Below are 15,486 nucleotides of genomic sequence, written 5' to 3'. Positions count from 1 at the left end.
CTGGCGTGCGCGATGCGCGCGCCGCTTCTCACCACCCAGTGATCAGCGAAAACACCAGCCAGAAAAGGCAGACAATCACCGCACCGCTACACAACACCATCAGCGTCATGTTGCCTTTGAATATCACACTGAAAAAAACGCCAATCAGCACCGACGCAGGCATCAGCCCCAGAAAAAACGGCCAGGTGTAGAGCATGAAGAATAACGTGGTATTGGTGCCATAAACCAAAATGGGCACCACAAAGGCCAGCCAGTAGAAAGAAAAACCGGCGATAGCGCCCATAGACGGGTAGGTGCGTTCATCTTCACGCACCACACGTCTTTTACTCACCGATAACTGCGTTACGTTCTGCATAGTCTACCCTGTGACACTCCGCCCCACCGCGAAAGGCGGTGACACCTGACAGAGCCAATCAGACTTTGATAATAGCTCGACTGTGCAGCAGATCTAATAACTGATCGGTCAAATTTGTTACCAATTGTTCACCTTCCAAGCGCAGTTCAGGCGTGTGTGGCGGCTCATACACGGCATCGATACCGGTAAAATTGGTCAGCGTGCCGGCACGTGCTTTCTTATACAATCCTTTAGGATCGCGCGCTTCGCATACGACCAACGGGGTATCGACAAACACTTCGATAAACTTTCCTTCCGGCAGCGATTCACGCACCAGCTGGCGCTCCGCGCGGTGGGGCGAAATAAACGCCGTCAATACCACCAGCCCGGCATCCACCATCAGGCTGGCCACTTCGCCCACACGCCGGATATTCTCGCGCCGATCGGCATCGGAAAAACCCAGATCGCGGCACAGCCCGTGGCGCACATTGTCGCCATCAAGCAAATAGGTGCTGACGCCGAGTTGGTGCAAGCGCTGTTCCAGTTGTCCTGCCAGCGTGGACTTTCCCGACCCCGACAGGCCTGTGAACCAGATAACGGCCCCTTGGTGGCGGTGCAACCGCTCCCGATCGCGGCGTGCCACCGGGTGATCGTGCCAGACAATGTTTTCATCACGACTGTTTTCATCATGACTGTTTTCATCATGACTGTTTTCATCATGACTGTTTTCATCATAAATAGTGTCATCGCGATTGCCATCAACGGCCTGGTGCTTCTCTGCTGGAGGCAACGCCATGCTACTTCCCTCCCAGCAGATCGCGCGCACCCCAGTGCGGGAAGTGGCGGCGCACCAGCGCATTCAACTCCAGCTCAAACGCACTGTAGGCGGACGGTTCCTGCGTCACCTGCGCAATTGCCTCGCGTACCAGCCCGGCACCGACGGTCACGTTGCTCAGTCTGTCGATAAAAATCATACCGCCGGTGGTAGCATTTTGTTGATAGGGTTCGAGCAACAGCGGCTCATCAAAGGTCAAATCCACCAGGCCAATGCCGTTCAACGGCAAACTTTCTGTGACGCGCTGCGTCAGCGAATTGATCTCGACCTGATACTGAATATTGTCTACCCGCGCACGGGTTTTCTTGCCCGCGACCTTGATGTCGTAGCTGTGTCCCGACACCAACGGTTGCTCCGCCATCCACACCACATCAACCTGTGCATACTGCACCGCACGCAGATTATCCGCTTCCGGCACCAACAGATCGCCACGGCTGATATCCACCTCATCGGCCAACACCAGCGTGATCGCTTCCCCCGCGTGCGCCTGTTGCAGATCGCCATCAAAGGTGACGATGCGCGCCACGGAGGAGGTCACGCCAGACGGCAGCACCCTCACGCGCTGCCCAACCTGCACCACACCGGAGGCCAGCGTTCCGGCATAACCGCGAAAATCCAGATTAGGCCGATTCACATACTGCACCGGGAAACGCATCGGCTGCGTATCGCTCTCGCGCGTAACGTCAACCGTTTCCAGCACGTCCAACAACGTCGGGCCGCTGTACCACGGCATGGTGGTGCTTGGCGTCGCCACGTTATCCCCATCTAACGCGGAGATAGGCACGAAGGTCACTTGTAGCGATGACGGTAGCTGTTGGGCAAAATCGAGGTAATCCTGCTTGAACTGCTCAAATACCGTTTGCTGATAGTCCACCAGATCCATTTTGTTCACTGCCACCACCAGATGGCGAATGCCGAGCAGCGTGGCAATAAAGCTATGACGGCGGGTTTGATCCAGTACGCCTTTGCGCGCATCGATCAACAGGATAGCCAGATCGCAAGTTGAGGCGCCGGTCGCCATGTTACGGGTGTACTGCTCATGACCGGGGGTATCGGCAATAATAAATTTACGTCTTTCCGTAGAGAAATAGCGGTAGGCCACATCGATGGTAATACCCTGCTCACGCTCGGCCTGCAAACCGTCCACCAGCAACGCCAGATCCAGCTTCTCCCCTTGCGTGCCTAACCGCTTGCTGTCGTTGTGTAACGTAGACAGCTGATCTTCGTAGATCTGACGCGTATCGTGCAGCAAACGGCCAATCAACGTACTTTTACCGTCGTCCACGCTGCCGCAGGTCAGAAAACGCAGTAAACTTTTATGCTGCTGCGCGTGCAAATAGGCTTCGACACCGCCCTGTTCGGCAATCTGTTGTGCAATGCTTTGGTTCATTTGACGATTCCTTAAAAGTACCCTTGACGCTTTTTCAGTTCCATCGAGCCGGCCTGATCCCGGTCAATGACGCGCCCTTGCCGTTCGCTGGTGGTCGAGACAAGCATTTCTTCAATGATTTCCGGCAGCGTCTGCGCCTGTGATTCCACCGCGCCGGTCAACGGCCAGCAACCGAGGGTACGGAAGCGCACCATGCGTTGCTCAATCACTTCGCCCGGTTGCAGATCGATACGATCGTCATCCACCATCAGCAACATGCCATCGCGTTCCAGCACCGGGCGCGGAGCAGCCAGATAGAGCGGCACAATATCGATATTTTCCAGATAGATGTATTGCCAAATATCCAGTTCCGTCCAGTTGGAGAGCGGGAACACGCGAATGCTTTCCCCTTTGTTAATCTGGCCGTTGTAGTTATGCCACAGCTCTGGGCGCTGATTTTTCGGATCCCAGCGATGAAAACGGTCGCGGAAGGAGTAGATACGCTCTTTGGCGCGGGACTTCTCTTCGTCACGCCGCGCCCCGCCGAACGCGGCATCAAAGCCGTATTTATCCAGCGCCTGCTTCAACCCTTCGGTTTTCATGATATCGGTATGCTTGGCGCTGCCGTGTACGAACGGGTTAATGCCCAACGCCTCGCCCTGTGGGTTACGGTGCACCAGCAGTTCGCAGCCGTAGGCTTTCGCCGTGCGATCGCGGAAGGTGTACATCTCGCGAAACTTCCACCCGGTATCCACATGCAGCAGTGGAAAGGGCAAGGTGCCGGGGTAGAATGCCTTGCGCGCCAGATGCAGCATCACGGAAGAATCTTTGCCGATGGAGTACATCATCACCGGATTACTGAATTCTGCCGCCACTTCACGAATGATATGTATGCTTTCCGCTTCAAGCTGTCGCAGGTGCGTCAGTCGTTTCTCGTCCATAACCCTTCCTCAAGCCAAATTCACGAGCGCAGAACGTCCGGTTTGCCCGGCCTCCTGCGCCTGAAGACCAAACCAGGCGAGCTGATGGTGCAGTGCAACCACCTCGCCAATCACCAATAGTGCCGGCGTCGGTGCCTGGTGCGCCAACGCGTCCAACTCCGCCAACGTGCCGATGTTCACGGACTGATCCGATCGCGTACCACGGCTAATCACCGCCACCGGCGTATCCGGTGCACGCCCGTGGGCGATCAGCTGCTGGCTGATTTCCGCCGCTTTCACCGTGCCCATATAGATAGCGAGCGTCTGACGCCCGCGCGCCAGCGTGGACCAATCGAGCGCTTCACCGTCTGGACGGCAGTGCCCGGTAATAAACAACACGCTTTGTGCGTAATCGCGGTGGGTAAGCGGGATACCGGCATAGGCGGTTACACCCGCCGCCGCCGTGATCCCCGGGACGATTTGAAAAGGAATGCCCGCTTTTGCCAGGTATTGCACTTCCTCACCGCCGCGCCCAAAGATGAACGGATCGCCGCCTTTCAGGCGCACCACCCGTTTACCGCTCGATGCCAGCGTAAACAGCAGACGGTTGATCTCCCCCTGCGGCAACGAGTGCGAGGAGGCGCGCTTGCCGACACAGATTTTTTCCGCATCGCGACGCACCAATTCCAGCACTTCCGGGCTCACCAGATGGTCATAGAGCACCACGTCCGCCAGTTGAATCAGTTGTAACCCCCGCAGGGTCAACAAACCGGCATCCCCCGGTCCCGCGCCCACCAGCGCCACATCCCCCTGCACCTGCTGAGGTTGCTCCAACTGCTGGCGCAAGGTTTCTTCTGCCACCGTCTGTTGCCCGGCAGCCATCTGGTCAGCAAAAGGGCTATTAAACAGCCGTTCCCAAAACTGACGGCGCGCACGCATCGAATGAAACCGCTCTTTGACGCGATCGCGCCATTCCCCAGCCACTCGGGCCATATCGCCCAAACTGGCAGGCAGCAATGCTTCCAGCTTCTCGCGCAGTAAACGCGCCAACACTGGCGCTTGTCCGCCCGACGAAATCGCCACCACCAGCGGCGAGCGATCGACAATAGACGGAAAAATAAATGAGCATTTAGGCTGGTCATCCACCACGTTAACCAAGCGATAGCGCTGCTGCGCCGCTTCAGACACCGCCGCGTTCAACGCCACATCATCGGTAGCGGCGATCACCAGAAAGACCTTATCCACCTGATCAGGGGAGAATTCCTGCGCCAGCCAGCGCAATTGACCGGCGTGGTGCTTTTCCAAAAGCGGCTCTGTCAGGGCTTTGGCCACCACATGCACGTCGGCACCCGCACGCAACAGCAAATCAATCTTGCGCGTTGCTACCTCACCACCGCCGACCACCAACACCACACGCTGCTTCACGTCAGCGAACAAAGGGAGATAGTTCACAATCGCCTTAACAAAGTTAAAAATTGGATAAGTAGACTATACGGTGCTGTAGGAAGGGTTATGAAATGCCGAATTGGAATGATAAGTTCCGTAATGGAATAAAAGCGGGGCAGGAAGCGCAGAGTAATGCTTATCGATTGATTTTTATGGGGTTAAAAAAACACCTTTAGGCTCACGGCGTGTGACTATCAACGCTGTGAGAAAAAATTTCACGTTTAGGGATTATGCGCGAAGCCCAGTCAGGTCGGCCATCGCTGACCGACCTGGGGGTTATTCACACTGGCGTTGAGGTTTCCAAAACGACGTCGCTTTCAACCGCATTGGGCACCGTTTCAACCACCGCCTCCTGTGCCTCAACCGCTGGCATCTGTACCCGTACCGAGATAAAGGTGTCGTGCGGAATATCGATCGGATCGCCGTTGGCGTAGCCTTCAATTTCATTACGTGCGAACACCGGCGCATCCGGGTGTGGCCGATGATAGGTACGAATAACGATAGAGCCATCCGGGTTTATCTGCGCACTGCCCTCATCGCCGCCATAGTCCACCCACAGGCGCGGTAACTTATTGCGGCACATCGGCACATCGATACCGCCGTCATCACCACCCCAGGCGCGATCGGCATTCAGGCCCAAACAGCCGGCAATACGGTAAACGCCTTCGCTCAGGCGTTCGGTGGTAATGCCTTCGGCTTCGCTGGTGAGTTCGCTGGTGCCGTCTGCAAACAGCTTCACAACCGGGGAGGCGGTTTTCCAGAAGCCGTTGGAGTCGACTACGGCGTTATTTCCAGTAACTAACACTGTGCCTGTAGCAGTGGTGGGGAACGAAATCACCTTCTCACCTGCTGATATAGGTGAGCCGCCGCTACCTGCCTTGAGGTAAAGCCGTGGAACCCCGGCGATATTCGCAACCTCAATGTGTCGTCCGACTATGGATTCCGCGATAGCGGTTGCTTGGAGTCTGAAAACCGGAGTTGAGCCTCTAACCTCCGGGTAAGCCGTAAACACCTTAGCCCCAGCGATTGTTTGTGCGGTTGCGGCGTCTATTACAGCATTACCGTTCCATTGTAAGTTTGCTGCATTGATATTCATTGTGCCTTGACCAATTGCAGCCGCTCCACCGCCAGCCAATATTCTTACATCATAATCGTTATTGTTGCCGCTTGTATGAAAATCAATAAAAGAGTTTCCAGCAGCGGACAAGGAACCTATTTCAAGACCTCCAGTTGCTGAACCTGTAGCAACGTTCATTGACGCAGAAAAAGTTTTTTGTCCTGTAAATGTCTGCGCTGTATCAAGTGTCGCCAGTTCATGCCAATTCCCGACAGCGTTTCCTTCTATCGTCCGATACTGAAATGACGGAGTGGCATTGTTAGGGCCGATAAATAACTGAGAACCATATGTATTGGATGGGTTGCCAAAAATATTATACAAATACCCATTGGCAGGAACATCTGACTGCTGACTGCTGCGAACATACCATGCGCCGTTAGCTCTAAAATTGGATGCAAGTGTTGCATCAGGTACTGTTTGTGACGAGTCCCTGCCAATTCCCCCGGCAAGACCGGAAATTAGCACATCCCCCGATGTGCTAACATATTGAGATTGTTTAACAAGATTGCCGCTTGTCCACTGCTCAACCCATGCAGACCATGTATCTCCGGGCAAATCGCGAGCCTTATAGCGCACAAATACTCTATTGCTGGCGTGTGTTGTATAGCGCTGAATAACACCAACGCCATTAGCGGCATTGTAAATAACCTCAAGACTGCCAGCGCTGTTTATTGGGTAATTTCTGGCTACTGTGGCATTAGCCGTTGAGCCTTGATCCCATACTCCACGGTAGTTTGGCCCGAATATTGTATCAAGGTCAGCAGTTCCCAAGGTTCCGCGAGAACCATACATGTCTGAGGGAGTAAGGTTTTTATCTGTCCATAATTCATGCACGGTTGTTGCAGAGCCTGAATTAGTACCCGCCGCAATTCTAATACCACCGGATACGCCGGACACCGTATATCCGACCGACACTATCGCCCAGGTATCGCCAGTCTTAAGCATGAGCGACGGCGCATATTGTTTAGAGTAGGCACTTACGGTGTCATTTCTAAAAACCCTGCTACCAAAAGCAGCGTTTCTAGCTGAAACCAACAGCGCAGCGTCGTCCGAGTTAAAGGTTTGACCTAACCCACCCCAACCCCATGCCCCGTTTATCAATAGTGAGCCTGCTGTTGCGTCAAACGGGCCTGTTTGCTTAACCCCTGTTACCTTCCCATTCAGTACAGCATTCATTTCCTGTAGCGAACGAACGGTAATAATTGATCCGTCATCACTGGTAACCTGCACCTCTTCCGTGCCAGTCAGAACCGACATCATCTGGTTACGTGTCAAACGATAGTATGTCAGCAGTGCATTAAATTGGGCTGCAAACTGGGATAAATCCCCCTGATAGGTTGTAAGGATTGAATACGACTGGCCAGATGCTGTGGGCCCCGTATAGGCTTCATTCAGTGTCATCCCCGTATTACTTTCAATCGACTTAATCTCATATATTAAGCCATTTGGTCCTTTGAACGGAAAACCAGGCATAACACCGTTTTTGAGATCTGCCCACTCAGTGCCTACACCAATTACTTTGGTGCTACCTGAAACTACATTAACCGTACCTATGCGATATCCCATTTATACCTCTTTCTCTAAAAATTGAAATAATTTTCCGCATCCAAAACCATGACAGGAATTTCTTTTATTTCCAACCAATGAGGACCATGTGAAGCTCTTACATAGTAAGAACGCCCTCGCTGAGGGGCTATTTGAGTGCCATTCGAATTAACGCCAATAGAACCAAACCATCCTGCATAATACTCTCCACCAATTTGTGTCGGAGTTATCATAGGTCTCGCCACACCAGGAACTGTCGTGTACTCTCCAAGACCTTTGTTCACCATTGTGATTACCTTTGGTGAAACCATTATTTCATTAGCAGAATCAAAAACAATTTCTTTTGTTTTTGGGTTGTGGACTCTAACTCCAGCTCTGGATTTTTTTATTCCACCATCGCCGAATATAATCACTTTTGCTTTTACGACCCCATAATATTCTCCAAGCCCAGAACTATAAAGACGGTAAACACCATCGAAGTCCTTATGAACTGTGACAGTTTCATTATCAAGATAGAAAAAAACAATAGTGTTATTGGGTGTAATTGATGAATCAATGCTCGAAGGCGTCCAACCACTTCTTAAATCTATATCTCCTTTCCATTTTAAAAAAGAAAACTTACTTATATCTGAAATAGTGGAAAATGAGTTACCATGAATAAATTTTAGCCCACCTTTCCCCGTTTTATCAGGAAGCGGAAAAGTAAATAAGGAATAATAATTAGAACTGACATGACCAAACACACCATACTCGTTATGTGAATCTATCAAAACATTTCTATTACTATCTAATCTGGTTGTGTAGTAATAAACGCCGCGTGGTGTCCACTGACTCCTCTCTACCAGATAATCCATCGCAGCATGGGTAGCCAGCCAAAGATAATAATCAGATCCCTCTGGTATCTTGATGCCTAGATTTAATGTAGTGGTATAGTATACAGTATTATAATACCCATATCCGAGTATTGCGGGAGCCGTACACGTCGCATCAAACTTCCAAGATGTTCTATCTTTATTCCATATCTTCATCCCACCCAGTGACATTGCCATACTCCCTTAAAGGTTACATTTTCAGAATAGGAAGATACGCAACCAGATAAAGTGCTAGTTAACATTATCAAAAATGCCAACTTCGACAATGAGATCTTTATTTTCGTCATAGACCTTTAACCCTTTTGAACTTAAAGTCACACTATATCCGTCAGATTCAGAGTTCATGACAAGATTGCCATTTTTTAAATCAAGCCTTAGTCCTGAACGACCGGAAACATAATTATCTGATTCAAGGTAATCAGTTAATTGAAGTCTTCCAATTACAGCTTTACCCAGCATTGCATTGTCTACAACCATTCGACCGTCTTGAATAACAAATGGCATAGATATATTACCGTCTTCGTTATTCATCACACCGAATGTAGACGCGTTCACCAAAAATTGGCGCTGGACAACACCATTAACAACTTCTACCCCCAATGCCATACCAACATCGTAGAACTCACCGTCAACATTAACCCCCATTTTTAGAGTGTAAATGGACTTACCTGCACCCGTTTTGTCAAAAACGGTTTGCATTCTTTGTTCTAATTCCGATGAATTATTACCAACCTGAGTTTTTAGCTGATTAATTACCCCTGTCTGTGCTGAATTATCAGTTGCTAGCGATTCAATTTTTTGAGTGAGTGAAGCTTTATTGCTATCAAATGATGATGATAATTCTAATATGCTTTTAGACAGTGATTCATCTGCTGTTGCCCTAGTTGATTCCTCTCTGGCGATCCGCACATTACTCGACTCAATATTTGCTGTTAGCTCAACCACATTTTTTGACAATGCTTCAGTTTCACTGGCGCGGGTAGATTCTTCCTTTAATAACCTTGCCGATGTAGCATCATGATTAGCCTCAAGAGAAGATAGTTCTTCAGCGAGAGATTCTTGGTCATTAGCTATTACTCTTTGTGACGTTAATATTGATGCATTTTTTTTCTCTTGTTCCCGAAAGTCACTTTCATTATCCAGCGCATGCTGCACTTCCGAACGTGCTATTGCATCGAGAGATTGAGTTAATGAAGCAGTAGCCCCAGTGTTATTGCTAAGGGCTTCCTGCAGTTCGGTGACAGCCGCACGGTTTTCATTCGCGGAGCTACTTAGGTCATCAATCTTTTTGGCTTGAGCGGAGCCCGCATCAGACAACACCTGAATCTTCTGATCTACAGATGCCTGATTTTCTCCGACAACAGCAGCGAATGATGAGATTCGCTGCCCAAGCGCTTCGTCGGCTGTAGAACGGGCTTTCTGCTCATTTAATATATCAGCTTTATTCCCCTCAACATCCGTCTTGAGCCTGTCAATCTGCTGGGCGCTAGACTCTATTTCATCACTGAAAACACGATCCAGTCTTTCAATACTGGTTTCATTTTCAGATGCTCTGCTTTCTAACCTTTCAAGAGATTCTACAACTGATTTTTGATTATCGGATACGGTTCTATCGATATGCGTTAATGCAGCCTGCTGTTCATCAAAGTTTGCACCCAGTTGCGTAACATCCTCAGCAATTGATTGTTGATCCGTTTCCAACTCGGCTTGCTGCTTAATGATCCATGCTTCACGTTCCCGGCGCTCTTTTCCCTCTGCATTAAGAGCCAGGCTCCATTCGATAGTAGAACGCGCTAGAATATCTGTGCTCTCTCTTACTGACTCAACTTCTCCCTGCAACTCAGCCCTATTTTTTGTGATGTTCTCTTGAGCTTGCGTTATCTGGTTCGCAAGGTCGTTCACATTAACATCACTGGGAAGGCTATTAATTTTTTCAAGCAATTCCTTGCTTAGCTGAGTCTCTGTTATGGCTTCCTTTAGTAGGTCTTTTATAGTGCTGGCATCATTTGTTGCCATGCCACGAACCCACTCAGTCGAGTCCGATTCATTCCCCAGCTTGTCAGTAAAGATCGCACGAAAAAACAGTATTTGCCCCGGCGTCAGTTTCCCCGGAAGACTGTAGTTCCGTTGCGGATAGGGCACATCAGCCAGGAACATCTCATCGCTATAATCAGGGGCTGTGGCCACCATCAACGTCGTCTTGAGCCCATCCTCTGAACCGGAGCCAAACATCCATGACAGATCGATACTGAATACAACGTCGGTCGATGCAGAAAGGTTTAAGAGTGCCGGCGGATTACCCACTTTGCCGGTTAGCGTGGTTTCCTGCGCGTTGGCCCACAGGCTGGAGATTTCCGTGGCATTGATGGCGCGCACGCGCGCTTGGTAGCGTCCGGCATAAATACCCGGCACGTCAACGCCCAATGCCGAGGTGCGCGCCGCGCTGATCCAGTTGCCGTTATCACGCCGCCATTGCACTTCATAGGCAATGGCGCTGTCCGCCTTGTCCCAGGTAATGCGCAGGGTGGTGATAGTGATGCCTTGTTCGATGCGGTTATCGCCACTGATCGCTACGTTGTTCGGCGCAGGCTGTACCGAAGGTGGCACCAGGCTGATGGGGCGAGATTCAATGCGCGCACCGGTATCAATTTTGGCGAATTTATCCGGGTCGAATTCGATAGCCGTGATGTCAAAGGAGGTGCTGTCTTCGCCCTCTTTCACACCAATGACGCGATACTGTTGCAGCGCCAAATCGTTAGCATCGACTGCCCACACCGACTCAGGCACCGGCGTTTCACTGTACGCGGTGGTAACAGTGACTACCTTGTCATTCACCGCCTCGATGGTGCGCCCTTCGGCCTTGCCACTCGGCAGGTTGAGAATCAGGCGTTCACCGATTGCCGCAGAGGAAACGCGGTCAAGCGTGATGTTACGTCCATCAACCGCACTGATGCGCCCCCCTAATGGACGCCCGGCCAGCAAGGCATCAGCAATACCGACAATCGCGCCGGGAACCGGGATATCCCCGTCCAGCCCCATGGTGTAGGAGACGGTGCGATCGGCATCGTTGGTGTGCAAAATCCATTTGCCGCGCCGGATAGCCTCAGTCTGGCGCGTACAGCCAATCGCGGTCACATCCGCCTGTTTAATGCCGTAGCGCCGCACCAGCTTGTTATCCGCAACGGCTTCCACCGCGTCCTGATAGGCGTTATCCGGATCGGACCACGCCACCATCGCGGTGCTGTAGTGCGTCTTGCTGCTGGCATTGCTATAGGTAAAGCGCCCGTCACGCACGTTGGCACGGGTGACCACGTAATCCATCTCGCGCGGCATGTCGGCCAGCACGTTCATCTGGTTGTTGGCCCAGAATGAGGAGCCGCGAAAAATCGCCGCCAGATCGTTGAGCACCGTCCACGCCTCTTCTTGCGATTGGATATACACATCGCATAAAAAGCGCGGTTCCGTGCCGCTGCCGCCGTGACCGTCCGGCACAAGCTGATCGCAGTATTGGGCAATCTGGTACAGCGTCCATTTCGACAGCACCAAATGGGTGGCTTTGATGCGCTCGCCCAAACCAAAACGTTCAGAAAGCTGAATGTCGTAGTACACCCAAGCCGGGTTATTGGAGAAGGCCCACTTGAAGGTGCCATCCCAACTGCCCGAGTAGCGCCGCGTTTGTGCATCATAGTTAGTGGGTACGCGGATAATTCGCCCGTCCGGCTCGCATGAGATAACCGGAATATTTTGAAACTGCTGTGCATCAAACTGCATCAGCAGCAGCGCCGTTTCCGGGTAACGCAGCTTGGCGTCGATCACCTCGGTAATGGCTTCAATCGCCATCTTATCGGCAATACGATTGCTGGTGGAATTGGGCGTAATGCGGCGCACGCGGATCTGCCAACCGGTGGATGCGGTGGGCAGATCGATACGGTGGCTGCGTTCATATGACGTGGTGGTTTTGCCATCAATCGCCGTTTTCAGCACTTCACGGTAGCTGCCGCCGTCCGTAGCAATATCAATGGCATACTCAATACGGTAGCCGCCTACGTCACCATTATCATGCTGCTGTTGCAACGCCGCCCAGGAGAAGCGCATGCGTACCGCTGAGAGATTGATATTGGGCAGCAAACGCGTCCATGGCGTTTTACTGGTCAGTTCGGTGCTTACCGCAATCTCGTTTTCCACGCCGGGAAAACCGGGAATATAGCTTTGATCGGGCGTACCGGGACGAAACGCCCACGACACGCCGGAAAAATTGGCGTTGCCGTTGCTGTCATTGAGCGGCGTACCGTCAAGAAAAATACGCGAGCCATCCAGATTCCCGGCAAACTCCCCCTCCCCCAGCGCCAGCAGTATTTTGGCGTAGGAGGTGGATTGAATGGAATCCGGCGACTCAACGGGAACACGCGCGTTCGCGCTGCCGCCTTTGCTGCCTTTGATCGCTGTCATGGGTACTCCATTAAAAAGAAAACCCGCTCAAGGCGGGTTTATCGGCATCAGGATTTATGTCGTTTCTTCCAGGTGTCTATCATCTCTTGCGTCACCTCATGCTTATAACAGATCGGTGAATAGCCCCCGGCCCGGCTCCACGCGCTGCGTTTTCCACAGCTGCTGCCGTTACGTGCCGAATTGTAGGGACACGGGCAATTTCCCGAATAAGCAGAAATAGACTCATCGATGATGGCTTGTTTTATTTGCTCGTTATTAACCGGTTGCGCTTTGGCAATAGCACCTTCCGGTAATAACAGTACGGAGAAAAACAATACGTAGAAAAACAGGGTTGGCAGAAACCATAATTGCAATGGCAATAATAAGGATGCTTTCATTTTTTTACCTTGGCAGTGTGCAGATATTTGCTGTGTATAGATAACGGTAAATAAAGCACGACAGCACCGGTAAAACGTTGATGAAGGCAATAATTATTGCTGGTCTTCCGCGTAAATTCCCGCAGAGATAATCGCACCGCCAATACGACGGCGGCCATAGAGAATCGGCACTGGGTTACCCTGCGCAATGGAGTTAACCGGCCCGCCAAACGCATAGGAGGGCTTATTGTCGGGAGACTGACGCATAGAGATGCCGCCTTGAACCGGGGTGAGCATTTGCATTACGCCGCCAAGCATCATGGATGCCCCCATGGCACCGACCGTCAAAAGCGCCTTGGCTGGTATTAAAGCACCAGGATTCCATATAGAGGCAATCAGCAACACTGCACCTAAAATCGTTTGAAATATACCCGCCTGTTTGCTGCCAATAATAACCGGAGCAATGCGAATTTCATCCGCAACGATAAAATCTAATTCATCTTTCGCAAGATTACGTTTCCCATCAAATACGGCATAAACCAAACCGCGAGATTTACTGGTCAACAGAAACTTTTCAAAACCAGGAATAGTCACGCTTAACGCCTTTATGGCCTCTTGCCGGGTTTCCACCGCCAGACGATGCACACGACCAAAGGTGGCACCCAATACGCCGTAAAGCCGAATGGTTTTTAACGGCTGATACTCAATGGCTAGCGTCATGATTCCCTCCGGTATAACGCAGTCGGATAATGGTTCTGTCCAGCCAGTAGCCGCCGTAGGGCACTTTCTGGCTAAGCTGACCGTACATATGGTGTAGCATTTCACCGTTGCCAACGTAGACGCCAGCATGATTCGGCTCGCTGGCGCGCACTTGCATAACGATCACGTCACCCGGCGCAATATCATCCGTCACTGGCATAAAGCCCGCGTCGCGGTAGTGCGTCATATACAGGTTTTCGCCCCGGTTCCACCAGTCGTCGGTGCGCGCAAAATTCGGCAGTTGAATATTGCGCTCCAGTTGATACCAGTCGCGCACAATGGCGTAGCAGTCCCAAATGCCGTGCACAAAAGGGCGCGCCAATAGGGGCTTAATCCCCTGCTGTGGCATCAGGGTACGAACATCGCCTTCCGGCCAACTCACGATCACCCAGGGCAGTTGCGATTGATCGCACTGGGCAAGATCGACGGCACTGGGCGTGGTGGTGGCATCGGGATGGCTGTGCACGATCGCCACCAGCGTGCCGCTGTCTTCCGCCTGCGCATAGTCCTCGGGGCTGATGATAAAATGATCCTGCGGTGCCTGCGCCAGATTGCGGCACGGCACATAGCGTTGCCGCTGTTGATTGTGCACCACCACCCCGCACGCCTCGCGCGGATATTCTTGCTCAGCATGGGCGAGGATCGCGCTGACGATCAAATTTCCCAGTTTCACACTATTACCTCTTAATCAGAGCCGATCCCGGAAAGCCGCCGAACGGCAATTCGGCCGCTTCACCAAAGCGCGGTTTGCAGCCAGTGGAAAGCAGCCCGGAACATTCATCCTTTGCCGGATCGTCAACCGGGTTGCCGTCAATGTCGAAATAGCGCGACCCGGTGTAGCTGCAGGAGGCACCGCGATACTGCCCGCGTGAACACCAGGTACACAGGCTGTGAATCTGCCGGGTCGGGATCATGATCCCCTGCAAATCCGCAGGAGAAGAGAGATTGAACGTGACCGATTCACTGTCCTCGTTGGCCTTGCTGTCGATGTACCAGACTTCCAGCCGCTCTTGCGTCGGGTCAGCGCTGTGGTTGCCATCGGGGAAATTGCGCGCATCCAGATAGTGAGCAAAGGTGGTGTGAATGCGCACCGTGGCCTGCGCCAGATTTTGGTAGACCAGACACAGCGCGGTGATGGTGCCGTCAATATTACCCACGGCCAGCGTGGGCGTGGGAGCACTGCCATCGCTGGTCATTTCCAGCCCCTCAATATGCGTCGGCCAGGCCTTGTACTCTTTACCCTGCCACCAGAGGGATTTGGCTGAAAGCTTACTTTCCTCCCCCGCAGCGGCGGCAAGCTCGTCGGCACTGTGCGGGATGGGATGGTTGTGAAAATAGAGTTCCGGGCCATCGAATGCGGTGCAATCCACTTCAAACAAGCGCACGCGATCGCCCGGCGCCAACTGTTGGGCGTCGAGATTGATAGACATCGGTTCTCCAGAGACAAAAAAACCAGCGCGCAGGCTGGGGAAGGGTGATGAAAG

The 15,486-nt window shown here is 52.0% G+C and carries 12 protein-coding genes and 1 pseudogene; all 13 read right to left on the bottom strand.

All coding sequences use genetic code 11. The features are described from left to right. Positions 1–28: 28 nt before the first annotated feature. The 13 genes and pseudogenes from J5224_RS14785 to J5224_RS14725 all read right to left on the bottom strand — a co-directional run bounded on the left by J5224_RS14785 (position 29) and on the right by J5224_RS14725 (position 15,432). Positions 29–355 (bottom strand): DUF3561 family protein, encoded by a 327-nt coding sequence (locus J5224_RS14785; RefSeq protein WP_264626097.1) that lies wholly within the window; start codon positions 353–355, stop codon positions 29–31. 58 nt (positions 356–413) lie between these two features. Continuing rightward, on the bottom strand, positions 414–1,193 hold the full coding sequence (gene cysC, locus J5224_RS14780) for an adenylyl-sulfate kinase (RefSeq protein ID WP_319802444.1): 780 nt from the start codon (positions 1,191–1,193) through the stop codon (positions 414–416). Next, positions 1,132–2,559, bottom strand: a complete 1,428-nt coding sequence (gene cysN, locus J5224_RS14775) for a sulfate adenylyltransferase subunit CysN (protein ID WP_264626095.1) — start codon at positions 2,557–2,559, stop codon at positions 1,132–1,134. Before cysN ends, cysC begins: the two co-directional genes overlap by 62 nt. An 11-nt stretch (positions 2,560–2,570) precedes the next feature. After that, positions 2,571–3,479: a sulfate adenylyltransferase subunit CysD gene (cysD, locus tag J5224_RS14770; RefSeq protein WP_264626094.1), complete on the bottom strand. Its 909-nt coding sequence runs from the start codon at positions 3,477–3,479 to the stop codon at positions 2,571–2,573. Between the two features lie 9 nt (positions 3,480–3,488). Then, positions 3,489–4,910: a siroheme synthase CysG gene (gene cysG, locus J5224_RS14765; RefSeq protein ID WP_264626093.1), complete on the bottom strand. Its 1,422-nt coding sequence runs from the start codon at positions 4,908–4,910 to the stop codon at positions 3,489–3,491. Between the two features lie 274 nt (positions 4,911–5,184). Next, positions 5,185–7,587 carry a pyocin knob domain-containing protein gene (locus J5224_RS14760; RefSeq protein WP_264626092.1) on the bottom strand — a complete coding sequence of 801 codons (2,403 nt, stop codon included), beginning with the start codon at positions 7,585–7,587 and terminating at the stop codon, positions 5,185–5,187. A 14-nt stretch (positions 7,588–7,601) separates the two neighbouring features. Beyond that, positions 7,602–8,609, bottom strand: a complete 1,008-nt coding sequence (locus tag J5224_RS14755; protein WP_264626091.1) for a hypothetical protein — start codon at positions 8,607–8,609, stop codon at positions 7,602–7,604. Positions 8,610–8,669: 60 nt separating this feature from the next. Next, positions 8,670–9,137, bottom strand: coding sequence for a DUF1983 domain-containing protein (locus J5224_RS14750; protein ID WP_264626117.1), 468 nt, complete (start codon positions 9,135–9,137; stop codon positions 8,670–8,672). A gap of 924 nt (positions 9,138–10,061) precedes the next feature. Next, a pseudogene (locus J5224_RS14745) lies at positions 10,062–12,887 on the bottom strand (phage tail protein); the annotation flags it as partial. Positions 12,888–12,934: 47 nt separating this feature from the next. Further along, the gene (locus tag J5224_RS14740; RefSeq protein ID WP_413544681.1) at positions 12,935–13,225 is read right to left on the bottom strand and encodes a hypothetical protein; all 291 of its coding nucleotides are present in this window, start codon (positions 13,223–13,225) and stop codon (positions 12,935–12,937) included. A gap of 132 nt (positions 13,226–13,357) precedes the next feature. Beyond that, positions 13,358–13,963 (bottom strand): tail assembly protein, encoded by a 606-nt coding sequence (locus J5224_RS14735; RefSeq protein WP_264626089.1) that lies wholly within the window; start codon positions 13,961–13,963, stop codon positions 13,358–13,360. Continuing rightward, positions 13,947–14,675: a C40 family peptidase gene (locus J5224_RS14730; RefSeq protein WP_413544680.1), complete on the bottom strand. Its 729-nt coding sequence runs from the start codon at positions 14,673–14,675 to the stop codon at positions 13,947–13,949. The genes J5224_RS14735 and J5224_RS14730 overlap by 17 nt, the downstream gene beginning before the upstream one ends. Positions 14,676–14,679: 4 nt before the next feature. Next, positions 14,680–15,432, bottom strand: coding sequence for a phage minor tail protein L (locus tag J5224_RS14725; RefSeq protein ID WP_264626088.1), 753 nt, complete (start codon positions 15,430–15,432; stop codon positions 14,680–14,682). Between the last annotated feature and the right edge of the window lie 54 nt (positions 15,433–15,486).

It is taken from the genome of Candidatus Symbiopectobacterium sp. NZEC135 (assembly GCF_025962695.1).
This window is presented reverse-complemented; position numbering and strand designations above follow the sequence as displayed.